The sequence below is a fragment of the Deltaproteobacteria bacterium genome (genome assembly GCA_017302835.1).
Taxonomy (GTDB): domain Bacteria; phylum Bdellovibrionota; class Bdellovibrionia; order Bdellovibrionales; family Bdellovibrionaceae; genus UBA2316.
On the sequence record JAFLCC010000010.1, the window covers coordinates 12,559 to 38,305 of the forward strand.

The 25,747-nt window shown below is 39.5% G+C and carries 24 protein-coding genes; 12 read left to right on the forward strand and 12 right to left on the reverse strand.

Features of this window, described 5'->3' with window-relative positions:
• Window positions 1-39 precede the first annotated feature (39 nt).
• The 6 genes from J0M15_11720 to J0M15_11745 form a co-directional block, all read right to left on the reverse strand.
• Complete coding sequence (locus tag J0M15_11720) at window positions 40-1,173, reverse strand: hypothetical protein (protein ID MBN8537712.1); 1,134 nt, start codon at window positions 1,171-1,173, stop codon at window positions 40-42.
• A 2-nt stretch (window positions 1,174-1,175) separates the two neighbouring features.
• Window positions 1,176-2,072: a MotA/TolQ/ExbB proton channel family protein gene (locus J0M15_11725; GenBank protein ID MBN8537713.1), complete on the reverse strand. Its 897-nt coding sequence runs from the start codon at window positions 2,070-2,072 to the stop codon at window positions 1,176-1,178.
• 130 nt (window positions 2,073-2,202) lie between these two features.
• The gene (locus tag J0M15_11730) at window positions 2,203-2,748 is read right to left on the reverse strand and encodes a hypothetical protein (GenBank protein MBN8537714.1); all 546 of its coding nucleotides are present in this window, start codon (window positions 2,746-2,748) and stop codon (window positions 2,203-2,205) included.
• A gap of 240 nt (window positions 2,749-2,988) precedes the next feature.
• Window positions 2,989-3,402 carry a hypothetical protein gene (locus J0M15_11735; GenBank protein MBN8537715.1) on the reverse strand — a complete coding sequence of 138 codons (414 nt, stop codon included), beginning with the start codon at window positions 3,400-3,402 and terminating at the stop codon, window positions 2,989-2,991.
• A 306-nt stretch (window positions 3,403-3,708) separates the two neighbouring features.
• Entirely contained in the window at window positions 3,709-4,569 is an 861-nt protein-coding gene (locus tag J0M15_11740) for a hypothetical protein (protein MBN8537716.1), read from the reverse strand.
• A 407-nt stretch (window positions 4,570-4,976) separates the two neighbouring features.
• Window positions 4,977-5,267, reverse strand: a complete 291-nt coding sequence (locus J0M15_11745) for a hypothetical protein (GenBank protein MBN8537717.1) — start codon at window positions 5,265-5,267, stop codon at window positions 4,977-4,979.
• A 291-nt stretch (window positions 5,268-5,558) separates the two neighbouring features.
• On the opposite strand from J0M15_11745, the gene J0M15_11750 reads away from it, so the two are divergent.
• Window positions 5,559-6,314 (forward strand): hypothetical protein, encoded by a 756-nt coding sequence (locus tag J0M15_11750; GenBank protein MBN8537718.1) that lies wholly within the window; start codon window positions 5,559-5,561, stop codon window positions 6,312-6,314.
• A gap of 114 nt (window positions 6,315-6,428) precedes the next feature.
• Window positions 6,429-6,689 (forward strand): hypothetical protein, encoded by a 261-nt coding sequence (locus tag J0M15_11755; protein MBN8537719.1) that lies wholly within the window; start codon window positions 6,429-6,431, stop codon window positions 6,687-6,689.
• A 493-nt stretch (window positions 6,690-7,182) separates the two neighbouring features.
• On the opposite strand, the gene J0M15_11760 is transcribed toward J0M15_11755, so the two are convergent.
• The 4 genes from J0M15_11760 to J0M15_11775 all read right to left on the reverse strand — a co-directional run bounded on the left by J0M15_11760 (window position 7,183) and on the right by J0M15_11775 (window position 10,079).
• Window positions 7,183-7,593, reverse strand: coding sequence for a hypothetical protein (locus tag J0M15_11760; GenBank protein ID MBN8537720.1), 411 nt, complete (start codon window positions 7,591-7,593; stop codon window positions 7,183-7,185).
• Between the two features lie 207 nt (window positions 7,594-7,800).
• Entirely contained in the window at window positions 7,801-8,721 is a 921-nt protein-coding gene (locus J0M15_11765) for a hypothetical protein (protein MBN8537721.1), read from the reverse strand.
• Window positions 8,722-8,865: 144 nt separating this feature from the next.
• A complete protein-coding gene (locus tag J0M15_11770; GenBank protein ID MBN8537722.1) occupies window positions 8,866-9,660 on the reverse strand; it encodes a hypothetical protein in 795 nt (264 codons plus the stop codon).
• Between the two features lie 2 nt (window positions 9,661-9,662).
• Window positions 9,663-10,079, reverse strand: a complete 417-nt coding sequence (locus J0M15_11775; GenBank protein MBN8537723.1) for a hypothetical protein — start codon at window positions 10,077-10,079, stop codon at window positions 9,663-9,665.
• Window positions 10,080-10,656: 577 nt separating this feature from the next.
• Here J0M15_11775 and J0M15_11780 point away from each other — a divergent pair.
• Entirely contained in the window at window positions 10,657-11,823 is a 1,167-nt protein-coding gene (locus J0M15_11780) for a hypothetical protein (protein ID MBN8537724.1), read from the forward strand.
• Window positions 11,824-11,956: 133 nt separating this feature from the next.
• Here J0M15_11780 and J0M15_11785 read toward each other — a convergent pair whose 3' ends face one another.
• Entirely contained in the window at window positions 11,957-12,820 is an 864-nt protein-coding gene (locus tag J0M15_11785) for a LysR family transcriptional regulator (protein MBN8537725.1), read from the reverse strand.
• A 105-nt stretch (window positions 12,821-12,925) separates the two neighbouring features.
• Here J0M15_11785 and J0M15_11790 point away from each other — a divergent pair, with 105 nt between their 5' ends.
• The 7 genes from J0M15_11790 to J0M15_11820 all read left to right on the forward strand — a co-directional run bounded on the left by J0M15_11790 (window position 12,926) and on the right by J0M15_11820 (window position 21,065).
• The gene (locus tag J0M15_11790; GenBank protein MBN8537726.1) at window positions 12,926-13,621 is read left to right on the forward strand and encodes a hypothetical protein; all 696 of its coding nucleotides are present in this window, start codon (window positions 12,926-12,928) and stop codon (window positions 13,619-13,621) included.
• A 362-nt stretch (window positions 13,622-13,983) separates the two neighbouring features.
• Entirely contained in the window at window positions 13,984-16,806 is a 2,823-nt protein-coding gene (locus J0M15_11795) for a hypothetical protein (GenBank protein ID MBN8537727.1), read from the forward strand.
• 499 nt (window positions 16,807-17,305) lie between these two features.
• Complete coding sequence (locus tag J0M15_11800; protein ID MBN8537728.1) at window positions 17,306-17,986, forward strand: tyrosine-type recombinase/integrase; 681 nt, start codon at window positions 17,306-17,308, stop codon at window positions 17,984-17,986.
• Window positions 17,929-18,147 (forward strand): tyrosine-type recombinase/integrase, encoded by a 219-nt coding sequence (locus J0M15_11805; GenBank protein MBN8537729.1) that lies wholly within the window; start codon window positions 17,929-17,931, stop codon window positions 18,145-18,147. The genes J0M15_11800 and J0M15_11805 overlap by 58 nt, the downstream gene beginning before the upstream one ends.
• The gene (locus J0M15_11810; GenBank protein MBN8537730.1) at window positions 18,144-19,346 is read left to right on the forward strand and encodes an IS91 family transposase; all 1,203 of its coding nucleotides are present in this window, start codon (window positions 18,144-18,146) and stop codon (window positions 19,344-19,346) included. Before J0M15_11805 ends, J0M15_11810 begins: the two co-directional genes overlap by 4 nt.
• Before the next feature lie 229 nt (window positions 19,347-19,575).
• Complete coding sequence (locus J0M15_11815) at window positions 19,576-20,319, forward strand: tail fiber domain-containing protein (GenBank protein MBN8537731.1); 744 nt, start codon at window positions 19,576-19,578, stop codon at window positions 20,317-20,319.
• Window positions 20,320-20,420: 101 nt separating this feature from the next.
• Window positions 20,421-21,065: a general secretion pathway protein GspD gene (locus tag J0M15_11820; protein MBN8537732.1), complete on the forward strand. Its 645-nt coding sequence runs from the start codon at window positions 20,421-20,423 to the stop codon at window positions 21,063-21,065.
• Between the two features lie 527 nt (window positions 21,066-21,592).
• Here J0M15_11820 and J0M15_11825 read toward each other — a convergent pair.
• Window positions 21,593-22,819, reverse strand: coding sequence for a hypothetical protein (locus J0M15_11825; protein ID MBN8537733.1), 1,227 nt, complete (start codon window positions 22,817-22,819; stop codon window positions 21,593-21,595).
• Between the two features lie 380 nt (window positions 22,820-23,199).
• Between J0M15_11825 and J0M15_11830 the strand changes: the two genes are divergently transcribed.
• Together J0M15_11830 and J0M15_11835 are read left to right on the forward strand one after the other, a co-directional pair.
• Window positions 23,200-23,502 carry a hypothetical protein gene (locus J0M15_11830; GenBank protein MBN8537734.1) on the forward strand — a complete coding sequence of 101 codons (303 nt, stop codon included), beginning with the start codon at window positions 23,200-23,202 and terminating at the stop codon, window positions 23,500-23,502.
• Between the two features lie 8 nt (window positions 23,503-23,510).
• The gene (locus J0M15_11835; GenBank protein MBN8537735.1) at window positions 23,511-25,724 is read left to right on the forward strand and encodes a hypothetical protein; all 2,214 of its coding nucleotides are present in this window, start codon (window positions 23,511-23,513) and stop codon (window positions 25,722-25,724) included.
• Window positions 25,725-25,747: the final 23 nt, after the last annotated feature.

The following is a 25,747-nucleotide window of genomic DNA, read 5'->3' on the forward strand; positions in this document are numbered from 1 at the left end:
TTCTGTAAAAAACTATTTTCAGTTTAAATTAAATATTATTTATTTTTTAAGTTGAATTGCACCATTGGCATCAATATCAAAAGCAATGATTTCTTTTGACCGACCTTTAAAATCAAGTTTTAAATTCGGCACTTCAACGTTTCCTTTCGGAGAAAAAATAACTAGCTTACCTTCTGCGGGAGCTGGATTACCATATTGATTATAAAACGAGATTTCGGCTTTATATGTACCGGGAATAATTTTATCGGCTTGCCAAATTTCAGCCCCTGGACCTCGGCGCGTATCAAGTACCATTTTCCCAGGATAATTTGGATATTGTTTACTTTTAAAATTAAACTTTTTGCCGTTAGGATCGGTGATGGTTAAATCTAAATCATGTTCAGTGGTAAACCAATTTAGAATGATAGCCAAAAATGATCCCTTATTTTCAAGTGATTTAATCTTTTCCATAAGTTCCAAGTTTCTTTGATCTAAAGCTTGGTTTTTATCTTTTTCATGTTCATATTCTTTTTTGAAATCATCCCGACTCGCCATTTTTTTTATGTCTTCTTCTTTTTTCTGTATAACTTTTTTTAATTTTGCAATGGACTCATCTTTTTCTTTTATAATTTCTCCCGATGGCTCTGGTTTACCAACTGAATCTTGAACGGAAGCAATTTGTCGACTCAAGATATTTTTTTCATTTTTCAACTGTGCCAGTTCTTCGCTCATTTGGCGTTTTTCATCTTCATGATTTTGTATTGAGAACTTTAAATCCGAAGTTTCTTTGTTGTTATCTATTTGTGATATTTTTATAGCTTCTGCTTTTCTTTTTTCATCTTCTAGTTCCAGTTTTATTCGACTGCTATCGTAAAGAGCTTTTTCGAGTTCAGCTTGAATCACTTGGACGTCTACCTTTTCTACTACTGTCGTGGGCTTCTTGTTTTCAGCAAAGTTTTGCTGAATAGAATCTTGCATTCTTTTGATAGCATCTGGACTTTGCATAGAATACAGCATAACGAACAATCCAAAAAGAAGAGTCATCATATCGGAATAAGAGACTAACCATCTCTCATCAATATGTTGTTCATGGTCTTCCTGAATGTATTTTTTTTTATAAATGACTTTTAAACTGGGTTCAACCGAGGACGTTTTGTTGTTCTTAGGCTTCATTGCCGACTTGGCTGCATTCATCTCTAGGCTACTTTATTGTTAGTTGTATCTGAAGTGATTGGTATAATTTGTGTGCCTGCCATTTCCATTTGTTCTTTCTTCTCGATAAGGAAATTGCGTACTCGTTCTTTAAACTTCATGCGATCTGACATTGGTAAATGACCGAGAGTGATTTCTGTCAAAAACGCAATAGAGCACTTTTTATTCATGGCTCTTACCGAATCTGCTATCATTTTTCTTTGTCTCGCTTCGTCCAACGCGACTTTATTAGCATAGTCTGATAGTGGTAAAAATACGAGGTTTGCTACAGCTATCCCCCAGAAGGTTGCAACCAGTGCAATGGCCATGGCCGGACCAATCGTTTCAGCACCTCCACTTCCCAAGCGGGTCATCATAACGATCATTCCCGTAGAGGCACCTAGAAGACCAAAAGCAGGCGGAAACTTGGCTAAGGCATTAAGCATTTTAGCATCATTAAGATAGGCAGTCTTGATAGATTCGATTCGAGTCTCTAAAATCTCTTCAAGCTCATGATCTTCAAATTGATGTCTAGAAATCATTTTGACAGACTCAACCAGAAAAGGATGAAAGCCGCTTTCATTGACCAATTGATCCATATGATTTGCCTTGTGCATTTCATATGATCTAAAAATCTGCTCACCAATCACAACAGTTTTCAGATTTTTCTTAAGTAGAACCCCAGAAATGAAAAAGTCAAAAAATCCAATTAATTTTTTTATGGGAAAAGCGATAAGAGCTGCAGCCAAAGTTCCGCCACAAACCAATATTAATGCATGAGGATCTAGAAAAAGTTTAGGATTAGGTGTTGAGTGCAGAACACCAAACCATAAAACCAGCGCAGCGACACCAAAGCCAATGAGTGTAGATATATTCATACCCAACCTATCGTGATTATTCATTTGTTTTCGAGTCTAGATTGTTGAGACACTATTCAACTTAAGTACAGGAGGTTACGCAAATCGTTGGATCGTTGTGCACTTCTTGCCTGCCCTATACTCTTTTTTGGTAGAACTAAAAAGTTGTCAGTAATTAATTAGCTCCAACATAATACTCTCCAATAGCATCTAATCCATTTTGTCTATAGACAAAATAAAAGACTTCTTTTGAAGTACTGGTCCATTCTAAAGATTTTCCTCTAGTACTACAAGACATAGAACTAGAAGGCAAAATTAGCTCAGTAGCTGTACCAACACCATTTGATTCACTCACAATAAATTTGTATAGTTTAGCGTTGGTAGCAAAATAGTAAAATACCGTTTTACTAACTGCAGTTTTTTTAAAGTTATAACTTAAAATACTATGCGGAAGATCCGCCACTAAGGAATTGACTCTCCTTCCAATGATGACATTATCACCAACGCCTGCAACACTCTGCCTAATGAAATCAATCTTCAATATGGTTTTGGAACCTTTCCAACTCATAAAAAGAGAATCTTCAGTAGGAATAAAACGATGCGGGATAGTTGTCGAATGCCAGCTTGGAAAATTATTATCATTAGTAAGAACAGTGCCACCGACAGATGAGATTCTCTCTGTCACGCCACTGTATCCAGCACAATCTCCATCTTTTCCCATGACATGTTGAACCAGTGAAGTTCAAATCTGCCCCCAATGAAGAAAGTTCTTTTATTTAAATTAAATCGTCCCTTCATTGTGTAAGATGAACCTTCACAATCCAATTTAAGGCTTGAAATCATATTGCCTAAATGATTAAGAAGATCAGACCCAGAAACTTGAGCTTTTCCATTATAATAATCTGACGGATTTTTTACAAATCGTGTTAACAAAATTGGATTGAGATTATTTTATTCAAATTTATTGGTTTTTAACTGTTGCATTCTGATAAACGAATTCGGCCTCAACTATCACTCTGTTATTTTCGTCCTTGTATATCTTCTTAATTAACAGCGCACCATCCCTAGGTAAAAGGATTTCATATTCGCGAAGTCCTCTCCATTTTCCATTTCCGTCGAAAAAAGGCGGATCTAAATATATACCTGGAGTTCGCTTCTTAACCAGAATTTTGAAAAAAATAGGTATTTCCTTTGGGTGTAAATCCCAAGGTGCATCTGAAACCATTTGGTAGGTTTGTCCAGCTGCTAAAGATACAGAAGTAAACGCAAGTCTTGGAATCTTTTTCCCAACCATAGAATCAGGAGAATCTATAATAGCTTTATAAAGGTTATCTATTGGAGCATTTTTCGGCAGTCGTATACTTCGATAGAGCAAAAGATTTCGGACTAAAGTATAGACTGCGCCTCTATGGTCAGACTCTCCTGCCTATATTTATTAAACACCGCTTGGCTCTTTAGAAAGAGAGTCCAAAATGGAAATATTGCATCCAAGAAAGCCTAAAGAACCCAAGAAGATCGGAAGAGAATGACTTTGTCTCCGGTCGATGGGGGAACGTTAGTAAGATGGAGCCTCAACGGGCACAACAATTTTATTTTTAGAATTCTTTGTGTTTTTATGGATTTTGACAAAATCGTTGGAGACCAGTTTATGGAGGGATTGAAAAAACTGGAACCGCTTTTCTTACTTCATTTGATCGCCAAGTTGTTTCATCGCTAAATGTGCACTTTTGGAAGTTGCTTGTTTAAACATATTTCTTAACTTTTCTTTCGATGCGGTCATAAATACAAGATTTCCACCATTCATGACCATTGAGTTGGTTGATTCAGCTCGATTTTTCGACTTGTCACAAATTTGAAGCGTTGGCATCTCGACAACAGTCACCGCATTTTTATTAACCACTTTGATTGATGTGGCAGCAGTCATAAAAGCCTCGCCGAGTCCACCCAGGGAAGTCCAACTTCCACCCTCGTAACAAAAATCAATTTGAATCACGGCAATACCATCGACTTTGAGTTTGGCAGCCAAATCAGCTAACTTTTTTTTTGGCGACGGAGGACAGTCACCATAGCAATTTTTTTCGTTTGCAGGAAAAGGGATAGCATACATCCCTGCAGGACTAAAAAAATTCATTTTATTCGATCGTTCCATCAATTTGGAGCCTATGTCACCTAAAAAATTTCCTACTTTATTGACCGTTTCATTACTGGTCTCAACTTGTTTAACTTCGAACATTGCTTTATACTCTGCCGATGCTAAAACTTCGGTAGGTTCAACGACAATCCAGCCTATTTTCTTAAAACTGCTTTTGTAAATGGCTAAAAAATCTTCGGCCACTTGCATTTTAAAAATCTGATCCCAGTTTTGAACCATTCCTCGCCCCTTAGCTTCGACAACTTTATCATTGGCGTAAACGCTAAGAATCGCAATTTTCTTAACTTGATTCACCTCCGGTTTTTTTACAAACGAGGAACACCCAGAAAAAAACATAATAAAATTAACAAGAAAACTTAGACGAAAAAAACACCCTATTGAATAAAACAAGTTGGCTCCTTTATTGTATCTTATTATTTGTATCTTATTTTTTCTTGAATTCAGAGCTTGGTCAAACAGAGTTTCCATTTAATTTGTAGAAGTGTCATTTCCAAGGGAAATTGACGGTTTAATTACCGAGCGACTTTGTAGGTATCGGTTTACATAACTTCAACTTCAATTTCAACTTTATGCAACCTTCAAGTTGGCTTGAGTGGCACTTCAACATCCGCAATGAATTCTTTAATGGCGAACAAATCTTGAATTGAATTTTCAGTCCATAAGATTTTTAATTCCGCAGCCATTTTACTTTTTTAAACCAAGACCATTCCGAGCTTCATTTTCACACAAGCGAAATAATCATAAGGCTCATCGAAGCCATTTGATAGAATGTTATCTTCGAACACAGCGAACAAAATTTATCCAAGCCTTTCCATTTTCGTAAGCCCCAGAGGAAAGACCACCCCAAGGGAACTGCACGGTCCTACAAAGCGTTCATCAAGCTCTGTCGATGACCAATAGTGAGTAAAGCTTGTGTAAAAATTTTTAATAGTGTTTACGCCTGCTTGCAAAATATTTAACTCATTCACCGACGGCAGATACCAATCGCTGTGACCATCTTGATTTAGGTTTTCACAGGCAGCCGCCGCAGCATAGGGGGCTCCTGAATCGACGCTAGCAAATAAAGCAGCTGAATTTGCACTGGTCATAGACAGATCTTTGTTTTGAACTTCGTCATACACATCAAACAGTTTTCATTGCTCGGGGTTCTAATTTGTATTCGAAACTGAACATTGCTACTCACAACGGGACTTCCATTGGGATCAATGAGCCGACCGTGATAGGTAATCCCTGCCCCCGTTGCATGAGCCTTCTGAATTCCCATGAATACCATAAAGCATAACGCTAGCCTAAAAAATTCAGTCGAAATTTGAGGAAGATGGTCAGGCCAGATCAGGTGAAGCATTTGCAATAGCTCTTGCATACAGGGAGGCCTCGCTATGAAGCAGGTCCTAATAGCATTTATGGTGTCGGTACTGTCAATAAATGTGACAGCTGCGGACCTATGTTTGGACTCTTACCAAAACCAACCACGCGGGCTTTTTTTAAAAAATACAGTTGCTGATAATGTCTATTTTGTTGTAGGTGATACACCTTACCTTGTCTCCCCGGACGTCCATGAGTTATTCTACACGGCAGCTTGCCATGGTGGGCGATGTGAGGCCGGTCTAAGAAACTGGTTCGCGTTTCCGCAATCGATGCAATATGTAGCGCCGGCACGTGGGGGAGAAATAAAAAGTGATAGCCTAGCATTGAGTTTAGCGGACAATACCCCCGTTGATTACTGGATCAGAGGCTTGAAAGACATTTCGAAAAGGCCACCTACAAGCACACTCTCTTTATATGAATCAAAGAAAAATCTAGAGCAAAATGAAAAAGACATAAAAATCTCTGAGAAAAAAAATCAGTATGCTCAACATTTATCTAACATCGAGGCGCTTTTAAAAGGAAATGAAAACCGTTCAGAAAACAGGGCTCGCTTGGCTCAGTTTCTAAACGAACAATATTCAGACGGTCGTCGTCATTTATTTACGATGGAAAGCTATGATTTTTTCAAAAAGTATGTGGATCGCTTGTTTGATGATAAAATGAGTTTGGAAGATCTCCACGAAGTCACTCGACATTTAACAAATAGCTACGAAAAGTATGCGCTATTTCAGAATTCCATCGCAAAGATTAGCAATCAAAATGATTAAATCCAGATTGTGATTTTTTTGTTAAAGCAGCATTCGCCAAGAGACAACAACTTACCCACATTTATCTCCGAAACATTCCGGAGCTTAAACTTTAAAAGCATTCTCGAGGTACATATGAAGGTCCGTGATAATTTGTATGCTGGAAATAATTTGCCACGTTCTGCCTTGCAACCCATTTTTAAATTAGCCAATTTAGTTCACAACCAAAACGACAAGGAGTCTTTTTTACTTGTATTAGAACTTTCTAAAACAGCGACGCTTAATGAAGAACGCTCCCGGTATGAAAGCCTCATCGCTGCCATGATTTCGACGAATCCCGAGTTAAAAAAGATCCATAGACTCCACAAACTTAAAACGTTACTTCGTCTTCAATAATAAATTTGCAGTTTCGTCTGAACCCGACGGTTAAAATTAATTTTCAATTTGCCGGTGGACCCAGCAGAGTCTAAGAAAAGCAAGTATAATGTTAAATCGATTGTATAGCTTCCTAGGTTAGCCCTTTATTCGCTCTAAAACGACCTAAAAACCCCTTTCGGGCTATATTACAACTGGATGATCTTTTAAAACGACTTCGTGCGGACGAAAATCTTCAAATTGAACATTTAAAAGCTGCAACCGAAGACGCACAGATGCGGAAACGCTAAAACCACCAAGTTCAGTTTTGGCGATTTCAAAATCGATCCAGTCTCTCTCGAACAAGAAATTTCTTTAGTTCTCTGGAGCGACAACAGGCAGATTTCAAGACAACGAAACCGAAAAAGCAGAGCGAGCCTTCGCTCTTCAAAAAAATTAGAAAATAAAAATGAAAAAATGATTCAGAATTAATTCTAAAGGCATTTTCTAGAGACCGGACATCGCTGTAGAATTTTTACTGAATTACGACCACAGAATATGTTAGTGTATTTCCAATTGGATTTACAAATTGCTTAAGCGTTGTTTTTCCATTCCAATTTACATTGTAACCTTTGAATTCTTCAATTTGTACACCGCTGTTAGAAAGCGTTCCAACTACTGTTTCTCTATATTGAGCTGACACACAAACAACGGCTTCTGGTTTCATTTGCGTGTTAACTTTAATAGTTTTACAACTATCATGCATTTTCATGTCCTGGAAGTCTCCCATAATGTTATAAAAAAAGAACGGCATAAACTCGCGATCAGCCATATCAAAAAGAACAACAATATCTTGAGGCCTTGGAGCGTAATTATTTTGAATTGGATAATTTTGTGCAGAGGAAATAACTGTTAATAGAAGTATTGATAATAGTGTTTGTTTCATAATTTGCCTTTCGGTATAGAAGTTCGTTCTTTGTGTTTTCGGAATAATTTCCTAGGAAGACACTTAGGAACTATCTTTAGTAATTCCTAGAGATGTTATAGTAAAGCATCCAGTTTTTGAAGTGGTTAGAATAAGTACAGTAAAAAATACATACACAGAACTCACTGGCTTACTGAGTTAAGTCCATTTAGACGTTAAAATAAAAAACTAAATTTTTTCACCAAATTCTTTTTTAAAAAAATCTTCAGGATTTTTATGACGTACTATTCGATCCCAATTCTCCTGTATCCAAGGCAGGTTCATATATACAGCTGGCAAGGGGAACATCCCTTTAAATGGACCTAACTCCCATTCGAGAGAGCTTTGAACTTGGCTTCTATAAAAATGAAGAGCATTTCCAATAATAAATGTATTTTCATTTTTTAATTCAGAATTAGCCACTTCACCAAACTCAAACATGAAGGATAAATCGACTACGGTAACTAACCTTTTTTTTAAGTAAGGCTTAAAATTTTGTTCGCAAGTCTTTTTCAAAACACTAAGGACATAAAGTCGCATATTGAAATCAGCCTCATGGATTTTTGTATCATACCAGTTACAAGTACCTTGTTCATTTAAAACCAAACGGGCATTAACTGTTCCAGAAATCTTTTGTCTTTTAAAAAAAGAAGGAAAAAAGAGAATCCCTTCTACCGTGTTATAAATCTTTTTATACAATGTATAGTCTTTAACTCTTTCAAAGGTGCCTCCACCTATTCCCCAAGCCAAATTAATATCATCTTTATTTGGAGAAATTGAGTAACTATCTTCGTGAAGATTTTTTTGTGTTTTTATTTCATTACTTGTAAAAGTAGAAATTTCATTAAATTTTGAAAAATCAACACTGGGCTTAAATAAAATTGGATCTGATTTGACTGAAGTTGTTGATGATTTCTTACTTCCCTTAACAGAGGTTGTGCCTTTTGGCAAAATGGTCAAATTATTTTTTTTCTCTGTCAACGTAACTTCATATTTATTTGGTGCTTTTATATCGGGTTTTAAAAAAGAATTAAAATATATGAGAAAAAAGATGTGAATAAAAAGTGAAGCTAAAAGTGATTTTTTGATATTGATAAATCCATTGCGCATAATTTATCATTACTCATCGCTATCAGAATGATTGTCAAGCTTGTGAGCCAGATCCTGCTCCACTGAAATAACATACTTTAATGGCGAAGTATTTGCCTCAGTCAATTTGGAACAAGTAAGGCATGACTACTAAAGTCATGCCTCTTAATTTACTATCACAGGGAAAATCTGAATGCAGGCCTGGGTAATATATTTCTTTTTTTTAATGTTTATTGAATTTGACATATATTTTTCCAGCAATTCCTTAATGTCAATTCTAAGCCCTTGCATTGCCGTTTCATCCAAGCAAAGAACATAATTTAAAAAAATAGATTTTGGATTCTCATATTCCTTATCGACCTTTGCAACGATATCTTGAAGCAATTTTTTTTGATAATTTTTTTGACTGATTATGCTGCTGAACTGATTTAAATTGATATGATACGTATTGTCCCTAATTTCAGTAATCAAATTTTCTTTCAAAAACATAGAAAAAAAACTGTCAATTTGGCTTCTAGATAAATCAAGTTGATTTTGCAACAATTCATAATTTATATGATCATTAAACTCTAAGAAATAAATTAGTAATGGCAAAACCTTAGGTGTTGCCAACAATTCATTGTTATTTAATTGCACCACAGTGAGTTTAATGTCTTTTTTTGAAATACTTAGATTTCTATCATAAAAGGCAATTTCCCATTTATCTTTTGCATTTTCCTTTAAGGCTAAATTCACTAAATAATTACTTTCGGCATTCGAAAGCCCAAAAAAACGCGCCAAAGAAAGAACTTGCGAAACCGTAGGGCGTCGCTTCCCGCTTAGGATCATCTTTAGGGAAGACAATCCTAATTTAGTTTTCTTAGAAAATCGTTCAATATTTGATAATCGATTTTCTTTCTTAAAATTGTCAAATGCAACCTTGAAAAACTCGCCAGTAGTTTGTAGCAAATAGACTTTCACTGTTAATTACCAACAGAAGCTCCGCCAGGGGTGGAACCCTCTGGTTTGTAAAAAATACCTTCAACTTGAATCTCACCCGTAGAACTTTTTGCAATGTAAGCAACAATTGATCCCGCCAAGCTCCAATTTGACCTCGAATTATTCCTTTGTCTCATTACTAATTGAAAGCTCACAATTTTCTTTAGTCCAAGATCGACAAGATTAAAACCAGAAATTCGCAAAACGTTGTTAGACTGCGAAGTAATGGCATTCAACTTTCCAGTAAGTTGAGAATAGGCAGGTGAAAGAAGTACCAATGAAACTTCTTCAGCAACAACAACATTTGATAGTTGATTAACTGATACTCTTGATTGCGCAAGAGTTCGGTTTGCTATCAGTATATAAACCATCAGTATAAACATAAATGTACTGCTTTTCATAAAAATCTCCTTAATTAGATTTGTTTTTCACTTAGCTCATTTAAAGCATAAAAATTAGAATTGCAATAGGAAGTAAAGCAAAACATGTCACATCTTGTGACTTTTTGGATTACTTTATCGCGAGAATTAAGTCTCTTATTTTGCTGCGGAATCGGCTCGGTCAGGTTCGGAAATTCCCGATCTGAGTTTCCGCACTTGGAAGGACTTCTTGGAGCTAAAGTGTCATAAAAAATGACATGAAAGGTGACCTTCTTCTATAATAAATGGGGTTTCTAAATCCTCAAAAAAGTGATTTTTAGACCAAAAAATCAGGCCAATATTTTAAGTATTTTCATAGGGTTACCTCTTACAGGGAACTCCTGTACATGAGCATAATTACCTCTTATGGCGCTATTTTTGCTCTATCTAAAACAAAAGGGAGAAATCGATGAAGAACTATTCAACATTAAACTCAAAGAGTATGATTTTTTTTTCAGTAGTATTATTGACGTTGGTAAGTTTTGGTGAAAACTCGTGTTTAAGTATAATGAGTGGCTCGAGTTCGAATTTTGTGAAGAATTTTCTAGGAAATGAGGAAATGAAGTTTTCGCACCTGAGTCCGATTTACTACGGCTCTATAGACATCAGCAAGGTTCCCTTCTCTCAGAAAACTTCGCTTAGGTTATTCAACCCGCTAACTTTAGAAGAGGCAGATAACAGCAGAATTTTTCAGCGAGGATTGGGTAAGTCTGTTTTGATGAAACATATCTCTAGCGCAAGAGGTTCTGGAAACGATCAAGTTTCAGACTTTGTAATTGGCAATATTTTTTGGGCTCTTATAGAAGGTGATTTTTTGGCTTTTAACAAAGACAATGTGAGAAAAAACTCACCCGGTAGTATTTCCTCTTTGTCGCATCTTCAACAAGATGGTTCAGCTGTAATTCCCGGTATTAAAACAGACTATTATCGTGAATTGGATAAATGGCTAGGGACTCAAGATAGAAGTTGGGATGAACTTGACCGACTTTACATGAGTGCACTTGAAAATCCAGGGGTCAAAAATCTTTTTAGAGAATATAAGGAAGCAAATTCAAGATATTATAAAACCCCTGGTGATAAGGACAGCGATAAGAGACTTTGGGAAAAACAAAATGAAGCCTATAAGAAGTATATTGAGGCTTTAAAACAAACTCGTCGTCAATTATTGGGAAACAATTTAGCTGCATTTGAAGCTACACCAACACCAATTTCCCCAGAAAGGGCTTCACGAACATTAGTAAATGGAACTAGTTCAAATCCTGGAAATGGCAAATTAACTCCACTTACAGATTCGTGGGAGCAAGAACCCGTAAGAATAAAAAAAGAAGATGTGGATCTACGCCCTCTACTGTATAAAACTTTTTCACAAGTGAACTACCAAGTTAAAAATGCGATAGTCAAAGATCTTCTCAAAAATCCAGATGTCTTTTATGCTTTTTATATCAAAGAATTTGGACTTTCTACTAATAAAGGTCTAAACCGCCGCGCTGAAGAGATTATAAATGCTCAAGATTCTAGTTCAATATATGCTTATAGATTGCTTTGTCACTTTTTCAATTCCATTCTTTCTATGGAAAAGATCCCTGATCTGCATTTAAACACGGCAGCAGGTATAGTTATAGATTTTGCTTCGATTCAGAATGCGAAGGCAGATCTGGATTTTAAATATACGAAGATTAACAGAAAAGCAGATTTTTCTTTTAAACCTGAATTCGTAAAATATTAAGAAACGAGTACTACAGATCAGATTGAGCTCTGGTCTTGTAAATGCTCTGATTCAAAACTCATTTTGAATCAGAGCTAGGGTGCCAGACTTTATAAGTTTTATTACGATATTGACCAATAGCTTTTTTAAAGCTTTAAGTTATTTTAAAGCTACTCAGCCAATCGAAAATAGTTTTTGCGTTTTCACGGAGATCTTTTCTTTCTCTTAGCCACCATAAGGAAAACTCGTCCTTTATTTTCACTCGAATATCGAGTTTGATCACCTTCTTCTCACGAATTAATGCTTGAACCGACATGGCGGGAACGATACTCCATCCGTACCCCGAGGCGACTGCCGATCTGACCCCTATGACTCCGTCAAGGGTACAATTAAATGTTTGTTCAGGCCTAAAATCCAAATGTTGTTCTGGATTCACTTCAGCATGTCTAATGTAGGGTAATTCTTTTAAAAAGGTAGCCATCTCTTTTTCTGGGACAAATTCAAATTTCCTTTTCCAATCTCTAGGACAGATTGCGATCCAAGGATAAGTGCTCGATTTCTTATGGGCTACCGATGGATTATTGGGAGCATGACCGGTCACAATAAAATCCACTCGACTTTGAATCAGTTCTTGTTCCAGATTCTTGGCAATAATATGAAATGACCACGAGTATTCTTGGTTTGATTTTTTTGATAACAGCTGAAACTGAGGGATCAGCATTTCTTCTGCTAGCCAGGTAAAAGCGCCAATACGAATACGAACTTTATCTTCTTTTAAATGTTTTTGTTCATTGATAATGCCTTCGGTCCACTGAGCTATCTTTTGTCCTGACTCACTTAAAATCCATCTATTGTTGGCTTTATGTAAAAAGTTCGTTTCAGAAACAAGTCGACGTACCTTTCTTACTAATGAGGGCGGGTCCATTCCCAGTAGCGCAGCCGCGCCCCTTAACGAGCCACTATGGCTAAAAGCGTTTAATATTAAGCAGTACTCAGGATCAATTGGATATTTTATCATCGTTGATATTTTGATAACACGATAGTTCTATTTTAACAACATACATTGCTCGCCACATCAAGTATATCATCTTCAGTTAAAACAAACTAAGCCTAGGGGTTAAAAATGTCTAATGCCTTTGTAATTTTGTCTTTGATCGCATTAATGCCGATAACGTTATGGGCCCAACCTAAAATACTGGTCGCCAAACCAACAACGCAATTAAAAGGGCTAGTCATCATAGCACCTGCTAAAAAATACTTGATGGAAGAAAGATTATTTTCTGAACTGTCTCGCCAGCTGTCTCATCGAGGCTTTATCGTTGTTCGTTTTAATTGGAGTGAGGATACTTTACTTGATCCAAATTTAGAACTTCAACGAGCCGCTCGAGATATTTATAAAGTTGTAAGTGAATCTCAGCGCTATTTTCGAATTGGTTCCTCAAGCACCGTCTTAATAAGCAAAAGCTTTTCAACTAAATCCCTAGGGCTATCGCTAAATTTGGCAATGAATCACATTTTACTAACGCCCAATTGCTCGAAAGAATCCACATTTGCGTCTACCTATGGTTCAATTTTGAAACGACCCGATTTAAAAATGAGCATTGTCATATCTAATGAAGATCCTAACTGCTATGTGAAACAAATTTATTCGGCGCTTGGGCAGTTAGCGAACCCAATATCGCTGTTTACTACCCACGGAGATCACAACTTTGTAACGAGCCAAACCCAAGCCTTTGGAAAATTCAGTCCTTTTATTTACCAGGATCAAGTCGTGCAGTTTGTCACCATTCAGGCTTTAGTAAATTTAATAGTAAAATAATTTTCAAAACAATTGGAGACTTGGTGAATATGAAGGGCAAGGTTTTATGAGTGAAGCCGTAAGAGTCCTTGAAAAGCATTTGTTCAATATTGGATTTCATAACATTGACCTTAATGTTTCTCAATACGCCAAAAGTATAAATACGACGAAAAAAGACACAACTCGGCCCTCCCTGTTTTTCACGGCTTTTTTACCAACTGACTCTTGCTTGCGAATTCCATCCGAATATTTTTGATAACAAAGATACGGACTATCCACCATAAATCTCAATTTTGGAATGTGTTAATAATTTCGTCAAAATATGAGACAAATGTAATTCTTAGCTAAAGCTCTGGCAAGTTCCGCCGATCTATAACATTAGTATGAAAAGTTTACGGTTATTTGTTTTTTTACTGCTTCAATTTTCATTGATGACCAGTTTTGCTAACAACCCTGGCGTGTCTTACCAAGGACGCATTTTTAAACCTGATGGAAATCCACTTGAAGGCTCATCAGTTCAATTTCGCTTGCAAGTGCGCTCGCCCGGTTCAGAAAACTGTTTGCTGTATGAGGAAGTTCAAACTTTAAATATGGCTGGCTCTTCTGGCGTTTTTGCACTCACTCTAAATGATGGCACTGGCACAAGATTAGATACGGCAACTTACCAAGTAGACCGAATTTTTGCTAATCGCGAAACGATGACTTTGGATACCACTCGCTGTGCCGCAGGCACCACTTACACACCTAACTCTTCTGATGGACGTAAACTGGTAGTGTATTTTAAAGATGAAACCATGGCCGCCTATGAAGCGATGCCACTTATGAATTTAAATTATGTACCTCAAGCTATGTACGCGCTTGAAGCACAGAAAGTAGATAAATTTGAGGTTAGCAATATTCTGCGCGCAGTTGATGGCAGTGGTAATCCGGCGACAGCGCCGGCGCTGAATCCAACTCAATTAACAAATCTAAATACTCTGCTTGCGACTCCGGCAGCGAATTATGTGCAGACAACCAGTAATGGCAGTGTGGCTCTTCCCGTGGTTGCCGGAAATCCATCCAGCGGTCTTGCTGCTGGGCAAATCTGGTATGATTCGGGATCAAATGTGATGAAGTATTACGATGGTGCTGTGAAAACTTTTGGCACTAGTGGCGGAGGTGTGACTTCGGTAGCCACCGGCACCGGGCTTACTGGTGGGCCGATCACAACAACAGGAACAATCAATGTGGATGTTGGGGTAACAACGGGAAAAATAATTCAAGTAGCTGCCAGCAATAAATTACCAGTGATTGATGGATCCAATTTAACAAACATCACTGCGACAGATGCGACGAAATTACCCTTGGCTGGTGGTACGATGACTGGGCCTTTAGTGAATAATTCAAACTCTGTTTCGACTGCGCTAGCAGTGACTCAGGCTGGTTCTGGGTATGCGGCAAGCTTTATGGGTGGGAACGTCGGTATAGGGACTGCAGCCCCAGGGGCCAAGCTAGAAGTTAACGGTGCGACCAAATTTCGCGGTGATAATGTTGCATGGACATTCGGTGACGATGGCTCTTTTCCTGGACAATTGGGAATTATCAAGAAAGTCGGATCAGGCCCATTTTTTGGATCCGCAAATGCCAATCCAATTCGATTTGGATTTTCAGATTATTCTGATTTATATATGACATCAATTGGTTCCCAAGTTTTCTCAGAAAAAATGCGCATCGATACCTCTGGCAATGTTGGTATTGGAACAACATCTCCAGGCACTATTTTGGACGTGGCTGGTGCGCAGACGTTCCGAGAAATAGCAGCCCCAGCTGTAGCGGCCCTGGATCAAGGCCGGATTTATTTTGACAGTACGGCGAACAAATTTAAAGTCAGCGAAAATAACGGTGCGTATGTGGACCTCATCAGTGCTGGTGGCATCGGTGATTTTAAGGCTGATGGCACTATTCCCATGACAGGCAACATTAATTTAGGAGCCAATAATATAGTAAATTCGAATACAATTCAGGGTTCAGGTGCGGCCACCTTCAATATAAAATCACCTGATGTTTCAACTGGTGTTGCGGGTAGAATAGACGTGGTCGGCGCTAATAATTCTGACGGAGACGGTGGCTCAATATTTATAACTGCTGGTTCTGCCGATGGAGGGACTGTTGAAGGGGGCTGGGTCAATGTGACTTCAGGCGCTAATTTCTCGGATAGTTTTTCGGGAGCTTCCGGAGGAATCCAATTGTCCACGCCAAACTCAGGCTCTACCACAAGTTCAGGTTCGATCATTCTAAAAACTGGCAGTGCTGGAATAGGGACGGTTGGTACGATTTCATTGGCTACAAGCAATACTACGAGATTAACAGTTCACGGAAACGGCAACGTCGGTGTAGGAACGACAAATCCCTCTGCAAGGTTACATGTTTCACCAACCGCAGCAGCCACAGGCACTTTAACAGCTGCGAGAGTGACTGGTGCTGCAAATTGGAATCAAACTCTTTCTACAGAGATACCTGATTTAGACATTAACTTAGCTCGCACTGTTCAATGGGCAACAGGAGCCTTGCCGATGCAACGTGCAGTAAAAGTTCAACCTCCGACTTTGGGTTTTGTAGGCGCTTCAACCGTGACCGATGCTGCGACTTTAGGTATTACTGGAGCTCCGGTTAAAGGCACCAATGCGACTGTGACGAACACCCATGGATTGCTAATCAGTTCAGGGGCCGTGTCTACAGCAACAAACTCTTATGGATTGTCAGTGAATGCGCAATCCGGCGCGACTAACAACTACGCTGCTCAATTTATAGGTGGCAACGTAGGTATCGGAACAACAAATCCAAGCGAAAAATTAGAGGTCTCAGGAAATGTCAAGGCGACCGGTCTCTGCATCGGCGCTGACTGTCGAACCACATGGCCCGCAAGCTCCAATTCCGTAACAATCTCAGAGAAATCCGCAAACTTTACAATCACGACATCTGATTCCGGAACATTATTTGTCGTCACCGGCTCAACAGCTTTAATCAACATTCCGACTCCGGCCGCCGCAGGCGCAGGATTCAAAATCGCAATAAAGAGTTATTCATCATCCACAATGATAATCAATTCGGCGACAGCCGACTGTGTGACGACCCCTGGTTTATTCGACAAAGGTTATCTTGAATTAGTATCAACAGGAACCCAGTGGATCCAGACTGTTGCTCAGGTCGTAGGCTGCATACCGTAGAATCACGCGGCAAACCGACCCTTTTCTTTCTAGAATCAGTTTCTCCAAAAACAAATCTTACAATACAGGGGAAGCTCGCCTGGCTCATAGGAACATTCTCTAAGCATTCTGAACTAAACTCGCTGTGCTCGCAACGACTAGGCGCGAGATTCCTACTGGGCAGGTTATTCAGTGATTCGCGCAATTCAATTAATCATGGTTAAGCGAGAATTTTTAATTTTGATAATTAATTTTACCCAACGGGTTTTGACGCTAATGAAGATCTGTTATCGCAGAGAAAAAGCCGATCGTTTTTGATCATTTGTTGTTCACAGTTTTGGTGCCCAGTGGGGTAGTCAAGCATATTCACAGCGTCATGGCTTGCCTGGCGGTACTTTTGTCAAAAAGCCCCAGGAATTCAGAGAAAGTGTGAACAATATTTTGTGACATTATCCGCAATTGCTTGCTGGTGGCTTGTTTTGAGACTTCCATCTCTTTTTTTTAAACAGAAGGAGATCCAATGCACCCATTTTATAAAGAACAAATTGAACGCGAGATGAAGATCAGAGGCCTCAGCGATGACACAATTTCACTATACTGTGATAACTTAAAAATCTTCATGCGCAACTTCAAGGGCATTAAGCCCAGCGACGTCACACTTGCAGCCGTCAAAAAATTCAGTGAGAAGCTGAAGAACCAAGGTCAGTCCCACCGGTATATCAATATGCAACTGGCCTCTGTCAGATTTTTTTATCGCCATGTTTGCAAAGCTAACTTTGACGTGGGACAGATCCCTCGACTGAAAGAACACAAAAAACTGCCCATCGTTTTTAGCCGCGAAGAGATTAAAAAAGTGTTGGACGTCACAACCAACATCAAGCACAAGGCCATGCTGGCAACTTTGTATGGCACTGGAATGAGGATCAACGAACTGGTTCACCTCAAAGTCACTGACCTCAATGCCAAGGAAGGTGTGATCATGATCAGGCATGGCAAGGGAAACCGACAAAGACTAGTTCCTTTATCAGAGACACTTTTGAATTTACTTCGCCAGTACTGGCAACAGCATAAGCCCGATTCTGTTTGGGTCTTTCCGGGTCTTGGCAAAAATAAACTGGTCCGTGTGGATTACCTGAGCTCGCTATTTCGTATGGCAAAAAAAAGTGTAAAATTCGTAAACTGGGCGGCTGCCACAGCCTAAGGCACAGTTTTGCGACCCATTCACTCGAAGATGGCACTGATCTTCGTAAGCTACAAATCGTCATGGGGCATCAGGCAATTTCAACGACCTGTATTTACCTCCACGTCAGCAGACAAAGCATCGTCCAAATTAAAAGTCCTTTTGATAAGTTGCTGGCATGAGCACCAAACCCAAGTACGAAGTTGCCGATATCTTTCGGTCGTGCCGGCCTCTGCTGCCCCCACAGTCATCCCACAATAATAGAGTCATCGATGCCATCATCAAATGTCGGACTCAAGAGATGGGTGGGCACATTTATCGCTGCGACAACGAGGCCTGTGGCCATGAAGAGCAGGCTTACAATTCTTGCCGCAATCGCAATTGTCCAAAATGTCAATACTCCGCCAAAGAACTTTGGGTCGAAGAGAGGGTCAGGGAGCTGTTGCCAGTTGCCTACTACCACGTTGTATTTACTGTGCCGCACGTGTTCAACGAGCTCATGATGTACAATCGGGAGATCCTTTACAATTTGGTTTTTCAAGCCTCCCAAGAAGCGGTCAAAACACATTTTATCAACAAGTACCAAGCCACCCCTGGCATCATAAGCCTTCTGCACACCTGGGGGAGCAATATTTCTTATCATGTTCATACCCATATGCTGATCACAGCTGGTGGAATAAAAAAAGCCGATGCCAAAATGAAGACCTCTGAAGTTTGGGTCGACTCTAAAGAAAACTATATCTTCCCGGTCAAAGGTATCACGGAGATTTATCGGGCAATCTATGTTAAAAAACTTCGAAAACACCTGAGGAAAAGCAAACTCAAGTTGCCTGCGAGTTTGATAAAATATCCGATGGCTATTGAGGATCTGATCGATTCATCATTCAAACATGATTGGGTGGTCTATGCGGCAAAGCCGTTTCTTGCGCCAATTCATGTTCTTGAGTACCTTGGCAACTATACCCATAGAATTGCATTTTCCAATCACCGCATCTTAAAAATTGAAAACGACCGAGTGTATTTCACCTATAAGGACTACAAAGACAAAGAGGTCTTGATCAAAGAGACAAGTCTTGCCTGCACAGATTTCTGTCGCAGATACCTGATGCACGTGGTTCCCAGGGGCTTTGTCAGAATCAGGTTTTATGGATTCATGGCCAACAAATCGAGAAAGAAGAATATTGAAAAAGCCAGAGGCCTGATCGCTGTCATGGACCCCAAAAAAGAAGTGCTAGATTCAGAAAAACTTGCCGTGATCATCGAAGACTTAAAGCTCAAACATAAAACGGACTCCGATCTTTGCGCGCTCTGCAAGATCGGCACAATGCAAAAATATCAGGACATTCCCAAAATTCCAGGATTTCGGAGGGACAGTTCATAGATTAAGCAACAAAGAAAAAAATTCTGATGGTCATCAACTGATTCCAAATTTGGAAAAGGAATTCCTATGTTCAAAATTATGTTGCCCGTTCAAGATTCTCTCAAATCAAGGAAATTTCAGAGAGAAAAATGCGGCTTCGACAAAAATCGGTAGACAAGTTCACTCGTCCCATAGAGAACTCATTTCCAGCGCACAGACAACGACCCAATGGTCCTGTGACTTGCGGAGGTTGTTTCTCAATACAATCCCCATAGAAGAATCGGAAAGCAGGACTTCGAAAGATTGGGTCGTTCCAACCCCCTCAGGAACCAGTGGCCACGGCCCTGATCAAATATATTTTAAATTTCCAAGTCAGAACTCAAAACAAGACCCCCCAGGCCACTCGTTCCCTAAGTTTGGCATAGGAGCTACAGGCCCTTCCACAATGCTTCATGTTCTTGGTTCTTCAGGTGCCACGATAGCTACTTTTGCTGATGGTGGTGCGACAACTTGCACCGTCACTCCAGCTTCAACGGGCTTTGCTTGCTCGTCAGATGAAAGGCTCAAAAAGAACATCGAATCATTTTCAGATGCCGCTTCTTTAGAGAACATTTTGCAACTAAGAACTGTGACTTATGATTGGCGCAGTGTCGATAACGGACGTCACACGGGTTACATCGCTCAAGAGCTTGAGAAAGTGGCTCCAGAATTCGTTAGAACTGGCGAGGATGGCTTTAAGCAAGTAAATTATACTGGGCTTGTGCCTTGGATTACGGGCGCTATAAAAGCGTTCTATGCGGAATTTAGGGCGTCAGATGAAATTAAGTCCCGAGAGATTGCTTCAGTAAATTCTAAGACTGATAAACTTGAGGCACAGAACGCAGCGATCAAGCAAGAAAATGCAACGATCAAACAAGAAAACGCTGAACTTAAGGCGCGCCTTGACCAACAAGAAAAAGAATTAGCGGCTATCAAAAATAAGCTCGGATTATGAAATTTGGGAATTGCTTAAAAACTGCATGGGTTTCACGTTTGCCCGATGAGCCAAACGATGTTATGATTACCTGAGCAGGCAAAAATAACCAAGGAGTTTCAATGAAGTTTTTAAATTTGATTTTAGCTGTTTTCACAATAAGCTTGGCTCAGGCAGAAAATAAAATAAAAATGTATTATAACAATGAAGAACTGACCAAAGTGATTGAATCCTACTCTAAGGCTTCAGGTCAAAAATTTGTTGTTGATCCTTCAGTTCGTGGCAAGATTTCAATTTTTTTACAGGAACCTGTTTCCATCGAAGAAGCCTTCAATCAATTATCTTCCGCTTTGGCAGTAAATGGTTATGCGATCAGCAAGCAAGGCGATACTATGGTGATCAAGTCTGCCAGAAATATTCAAAGAGATTTAATTGAGGTCAGCACGGAGCGACCTTCACTGAAGCCAGAAAGAATGTATACTTGGATTTATAATGTTAAAAATCTACCAGCCGATAGTATCAACCGAGAACTTCGCATTTTAACTTCTAAAGATGGTGAAATTTCAGTAAATGCCAATACCAATCAAATTGTTTTCACTGATTGGGTTTCAAGTTTAAACCGAGTTGCTGAGCTAATGAAAGAGATTGATAAACAAGTAGACCCAGCGACTGCCAAGATTGTTGAAGCTTCAAAAAAAGAACGAGAATCGAGAAGAAAAGAGCAGGCAAGTAAAAAAGAAGAGAAAACAGAAAAAACTGAAAACTAAGGTTTAATTTTTTAACTGACTTTTTTAGGTTTTCTCTTTGATCTTCTAAAATTCCTTTTCACAAAATCAGCTTGATTGAAATTGATCACATTTTTAGTTTTGTAGGGAAGAGTGAGGTCTTAAAATATGTCCAGTTATTATTAATCCAAGGGCAGTCATTTTTTGTTCGCAGCATTGCAGAATTTATGATGCTCGTGGAAATTTTATTTGGACGATTCCCGAAAAGATTTAGGGCAGGACAAGAAATATAATCGCAATAGGTAGGTTTAATGATGACGCCCATTAACCATAAGGGACAAGAAATCCTTTTAAGGATTTCTTCCGTTTCCAATCCCAGCATGTTTTTACTCAGCTGGTTGATTCGCAATTATATTTTTAGTTTCCCAAATTGTATTTCCGCTTAATCTTAGAAAGAAGCTCTGATGGATTTGAAGGAAGCTCTTTTTTGAGGACCTCTGCAAATGATGAAATCATCATTTGCAGAAAAATTTAAGAAGGTGATAATCGACTCTGTAAACGTTGAATAATTAATTTGCAGTTATTGCGGTTGTTAACATGTTAGTCGTATTTGTCCATGTTAATACTGTGTCTTGGGTTGCCGTACCCCAAGCTGTACTTGTTCTTAAAGCGTAAAAATCGGATAAAAGAGTTGCAACACCGCTGATACTTGAACCTGCTAATCTAGTGGAAGATTCTGTGCATCTTGAACCATCAGTTAAGATATTTCCAGTTGCTGAACTCACGCAAGCTTCAGTCACAGCTCCACCATTTAATTGATTACCAGAGCCATAATCAAGAATCAAAGATAATGAAAAAGCATCGCCTGTATTAGGCTTACCAGCTAAAATATACCGAGTGGATTCATAGGTGGATTGAGCGGCACTTCCCTCGGCAGAAAGAACCAATCCAATATCATTTGTCTCATCAAAATAAAGACGATAGACATAAACGCCAGCCTGAGATGCACTTGCTGTTCCTTGCGCTGAAACATATTCTACCCGCATAACATTGGTCAATTTATTCCAAGATAGAACTGTTCTTGAAACAGCTCCGCTGCTTTGCGATTCAGCCGATACAATATTAATTTCGTCGGAGGTCATTTTTACAAAATAGGACTGATTAAATGTGCTAAAAGTAAATTTTTTAACATAGCTTCCAGCTGCATCTGCGACTGTTAATACCATAACAGTATTATCTGGAATATTATTTGGACTGATACCGCAAGTAGTTTGCATCGTTGTTTTTAATGAGGCGGAAAAAGTAATATTATGATTTCCATTTACTGGATAACCACTAGAATCAAGTGGAATTCCTACCGTTGTCGACGCGTGCCCAACAGCACAGAAAATGGCTAATGCATTTTTCATGCGACCAAATACATTTATATATGAACCATCAGCTCGAGTAGCCGAAGCTTTTAAGTGATAACCCATATATTGTTTTGCTGTAATCATGCCAGAATTAGTTAAAATATTTTGAAATAAAGCTGTCGTTGCCCAGTAAGTATCAAAATTTGGCGCTGCCATTATGCCGATATTTTGTTCGGAAACACTAGCGGTTGTAAGATCAGCATCTACAACACCAGAAATTTTGGCAACCTGTGAATTTATGCTGCTATAAGTGTTGACGATTAGGTTTGAGTTATCTACCGCAGTAGCAGTTGATTCCGATTTCTTACTACAAGAAATCACGAAAAAAGCTGAAATTGTTAGAATTGAAGCACTATAAAGGCTTTTCTTTAGGGTTAAATTCATTTCTCCTCCTTAAGGATGTTTTATGTTTAATCAGTTGGACCTATTGAAGATAACATCAAAAAAATAATGGGGCAAAAAACATGTTTAAAACAATTCGTTCGTCATATGAATTTGAAATGTAAGATATAAGCAAAAATCGAATTTGTAATATTTAGATCTATTATTCTTCTGGAAAACAGACCTTCGCCTAGAACCCATGGCTATGAACATTTATCTAAACTTATTTAAAAGGCCAGGGAATTATTTGTAAATTCCAACATTGAGATAATTTCTCTAAAAAAATCTCAATTTTGGTAGGTGTTAATAATTTCGTCAAAATATGAGACAAATGGAATTTTTAGCTAAAGCTCTGGCAAGTTCGACCGATCTTTAACATAAGTATGAAATTTTTACGGTTATTTGTTTTTTTACTGCTTCAATTTGCATTGATGGGCTGCTTTATGCATGCCTCCATCACACCGCTTGACGGCAGTTCGGGTGTCCCTCTAGTTCCATTTAGCAAAGTCACTTCGCTTGAAAATGTTTCTGGTTCAAGCAATTACGTTGCTACCGCGGCGAATGGATTTAAAATCAAACAATCTGCCGGGTTATTAATTAATAAACAACTCGCTGCCACTCAGAATGGCTACAAAGTTTACTTACACGTTAATGGACGCATCACCTCTGGAGAAGAATATCAATGATCAGGTCAATGAAAGTCCTTTTCATTTTATTTACTTTTTTTTTAGCGACAACTAGTTTTGCTAACAACCCTGGCGTGTCTTACCAAGGACGCATTTTTAAACCTGATGGAAATCCACTTGAAGGCTCATCAGTTCAATTCCGTTTGCAAGTGCGCTCTCCCGGTTCTGAAAACTGTTTGCTTTATGAAGAAGTTCAAACTTTAAATATGGCAGGCTCTTCCGGAGTTTTTGCCCTTACTCTAAATGATGGCACAGGGACAAGATTAGATGCGGCAACTTACCAAGTAGACCGTATTTTTGCTAATCGTGAAACGATGACCTTGGATACTACTCGTTGTGCATCGGGCACTACTTACGCACCTAACTCTTCTGATGGGCGTAAACTAGTAGTGTATTTTAAAGATGAAACGATGGCCGCCTATGAGGCGATGCCACTTATGAATTTAAATTATGTCCCGCAAGCTATGTACGCGCTTGAAGCACAGAAAGTAGATAAATTTGAAGTGAGTCATATTTTGCGCGCGGTGGATGTTAGTGGAAATCCTGTCGCGGCTCCGGCTCTGAACCCTACTCAATTAACAAATCTAAATACTCTGCTTGCGACTCCGGCAGCGAATTATGTTCAGACTACCACAAACGGCAGTGCAGCACTTCCAGTGGTTGCGGGAAATCCTTCCAGCGGACTTGCTGCTGGGCAGATCTGGTATGATTCGGGATCAAATGTTATGAAGTATTACGATGGTGCTGTGAAAACATTCGGTACCAGCAGTGGCCTTTCCAGTGTGGGGTTGACGCTTCCTGGGATGTTCAGTGTTACTAATTCACCACTGACTGCTAATGGCAGCATCACTGCTACTCTTGCCAATCAGACAGCTAATACTGTTTTCGCAGGACCTGCCTCTGGCGGCCCTGCAGCTCCGACATTTCGTGCACTGGCTTCGACGGATTTACCGATCACTGGCGCTGCTGGAACCTTTATCAACGGCGGCAACAGCTTTGGTGTCGCGGGGAACATCGGTACCAACGATGCATTTGATTTGAACTTGAAAACTAATAATACTACTAAGATGACGATTCTTTCTAATGGGAATGTAGGAATTGGCACAACCACTCCGACTCAACGCCTGGATGTGGTGGGGCAAATTCATGCCTCGGGTGATATCTGCACAGATGCTGGAGGCGGCAAATGCCTTTCTTCCGCCGGGGGTGGATCTTCCCTCATAGGATTGACCGGTGCAGGTCCGTCCTTCAACACCACCCTTGGCGTCGGAGCAGGAACCGCGACAACGATTGGTATACGAAACTCATTGTTTGGCTTCAATGCCGGTTTGCTGATACAGGATGGGAACAATAACACAGCCGTCGGATATCTGGCTTTGGCTTCGACAACGAATTCAGAAGCCAACACAGCGATCGGTGATAAAGCTTTAAACGCCTTGTCCTCTGGTACTTATAATTCAGCGATTGGTGCTGGCTCAATGAAATTCACAACTTCTGGAACATACAATGCAGCCTTTGGTACAAACTCACTTTATAATAATATTTCTGGGGACCATAATACGGCCGTGGGTGATCGAGCATTGAATGGGGTGACAACTGGAATTAGAAATGTTGGCATCGGCCATGCTGCGGGCAATGCCAATCAGGGAGGAGCCTACAATGTGTATGTTGGAGATGTTGCTGGCTACGAAAAGACTTCAGGAGACAACAATGTTTTCATAGGTGCCAATGCAGGATATAACAACCTAACTGGGGACAGAAATGTCTTCATTGGAAGTCATGCTGGTGAAAACGAGACAGGGTCCGACAAGCTTTACATCGCGAATACGAATACGCCGACTCCGTTGATCTATGGTGACTTTTCATCTGAATACGTTGGTATAGGGACGAGCACACCTTCAGCAAAGCTCCATGTTTATGGGGACTTCAAAACAGGCCAAATTCAAGTTGGCAGCGGGACGAGGGTCGATGGCATGGGAATTTGTGAAATTGGCAATCAAACGATAACAAACGCAGAGGCCTCTTATTCATGTTCCGGAATACCAGGCGAAGATATAGTGGTCCATTGCAGTGGCGCACAAGCAATGACGAGCGCAGGATCCAATGGCCTCTATTGCCGAGCCAGTGGTACCAGTGGGCAAGTTATCTGCAATACGGTCTTGGCGAACTCAGTGCCTATGAAGTGGGTGTGCATGTGGATGTATATGACTCCCCCTGGGTAAAATTCTTTTCAGCTCGGCGCTCG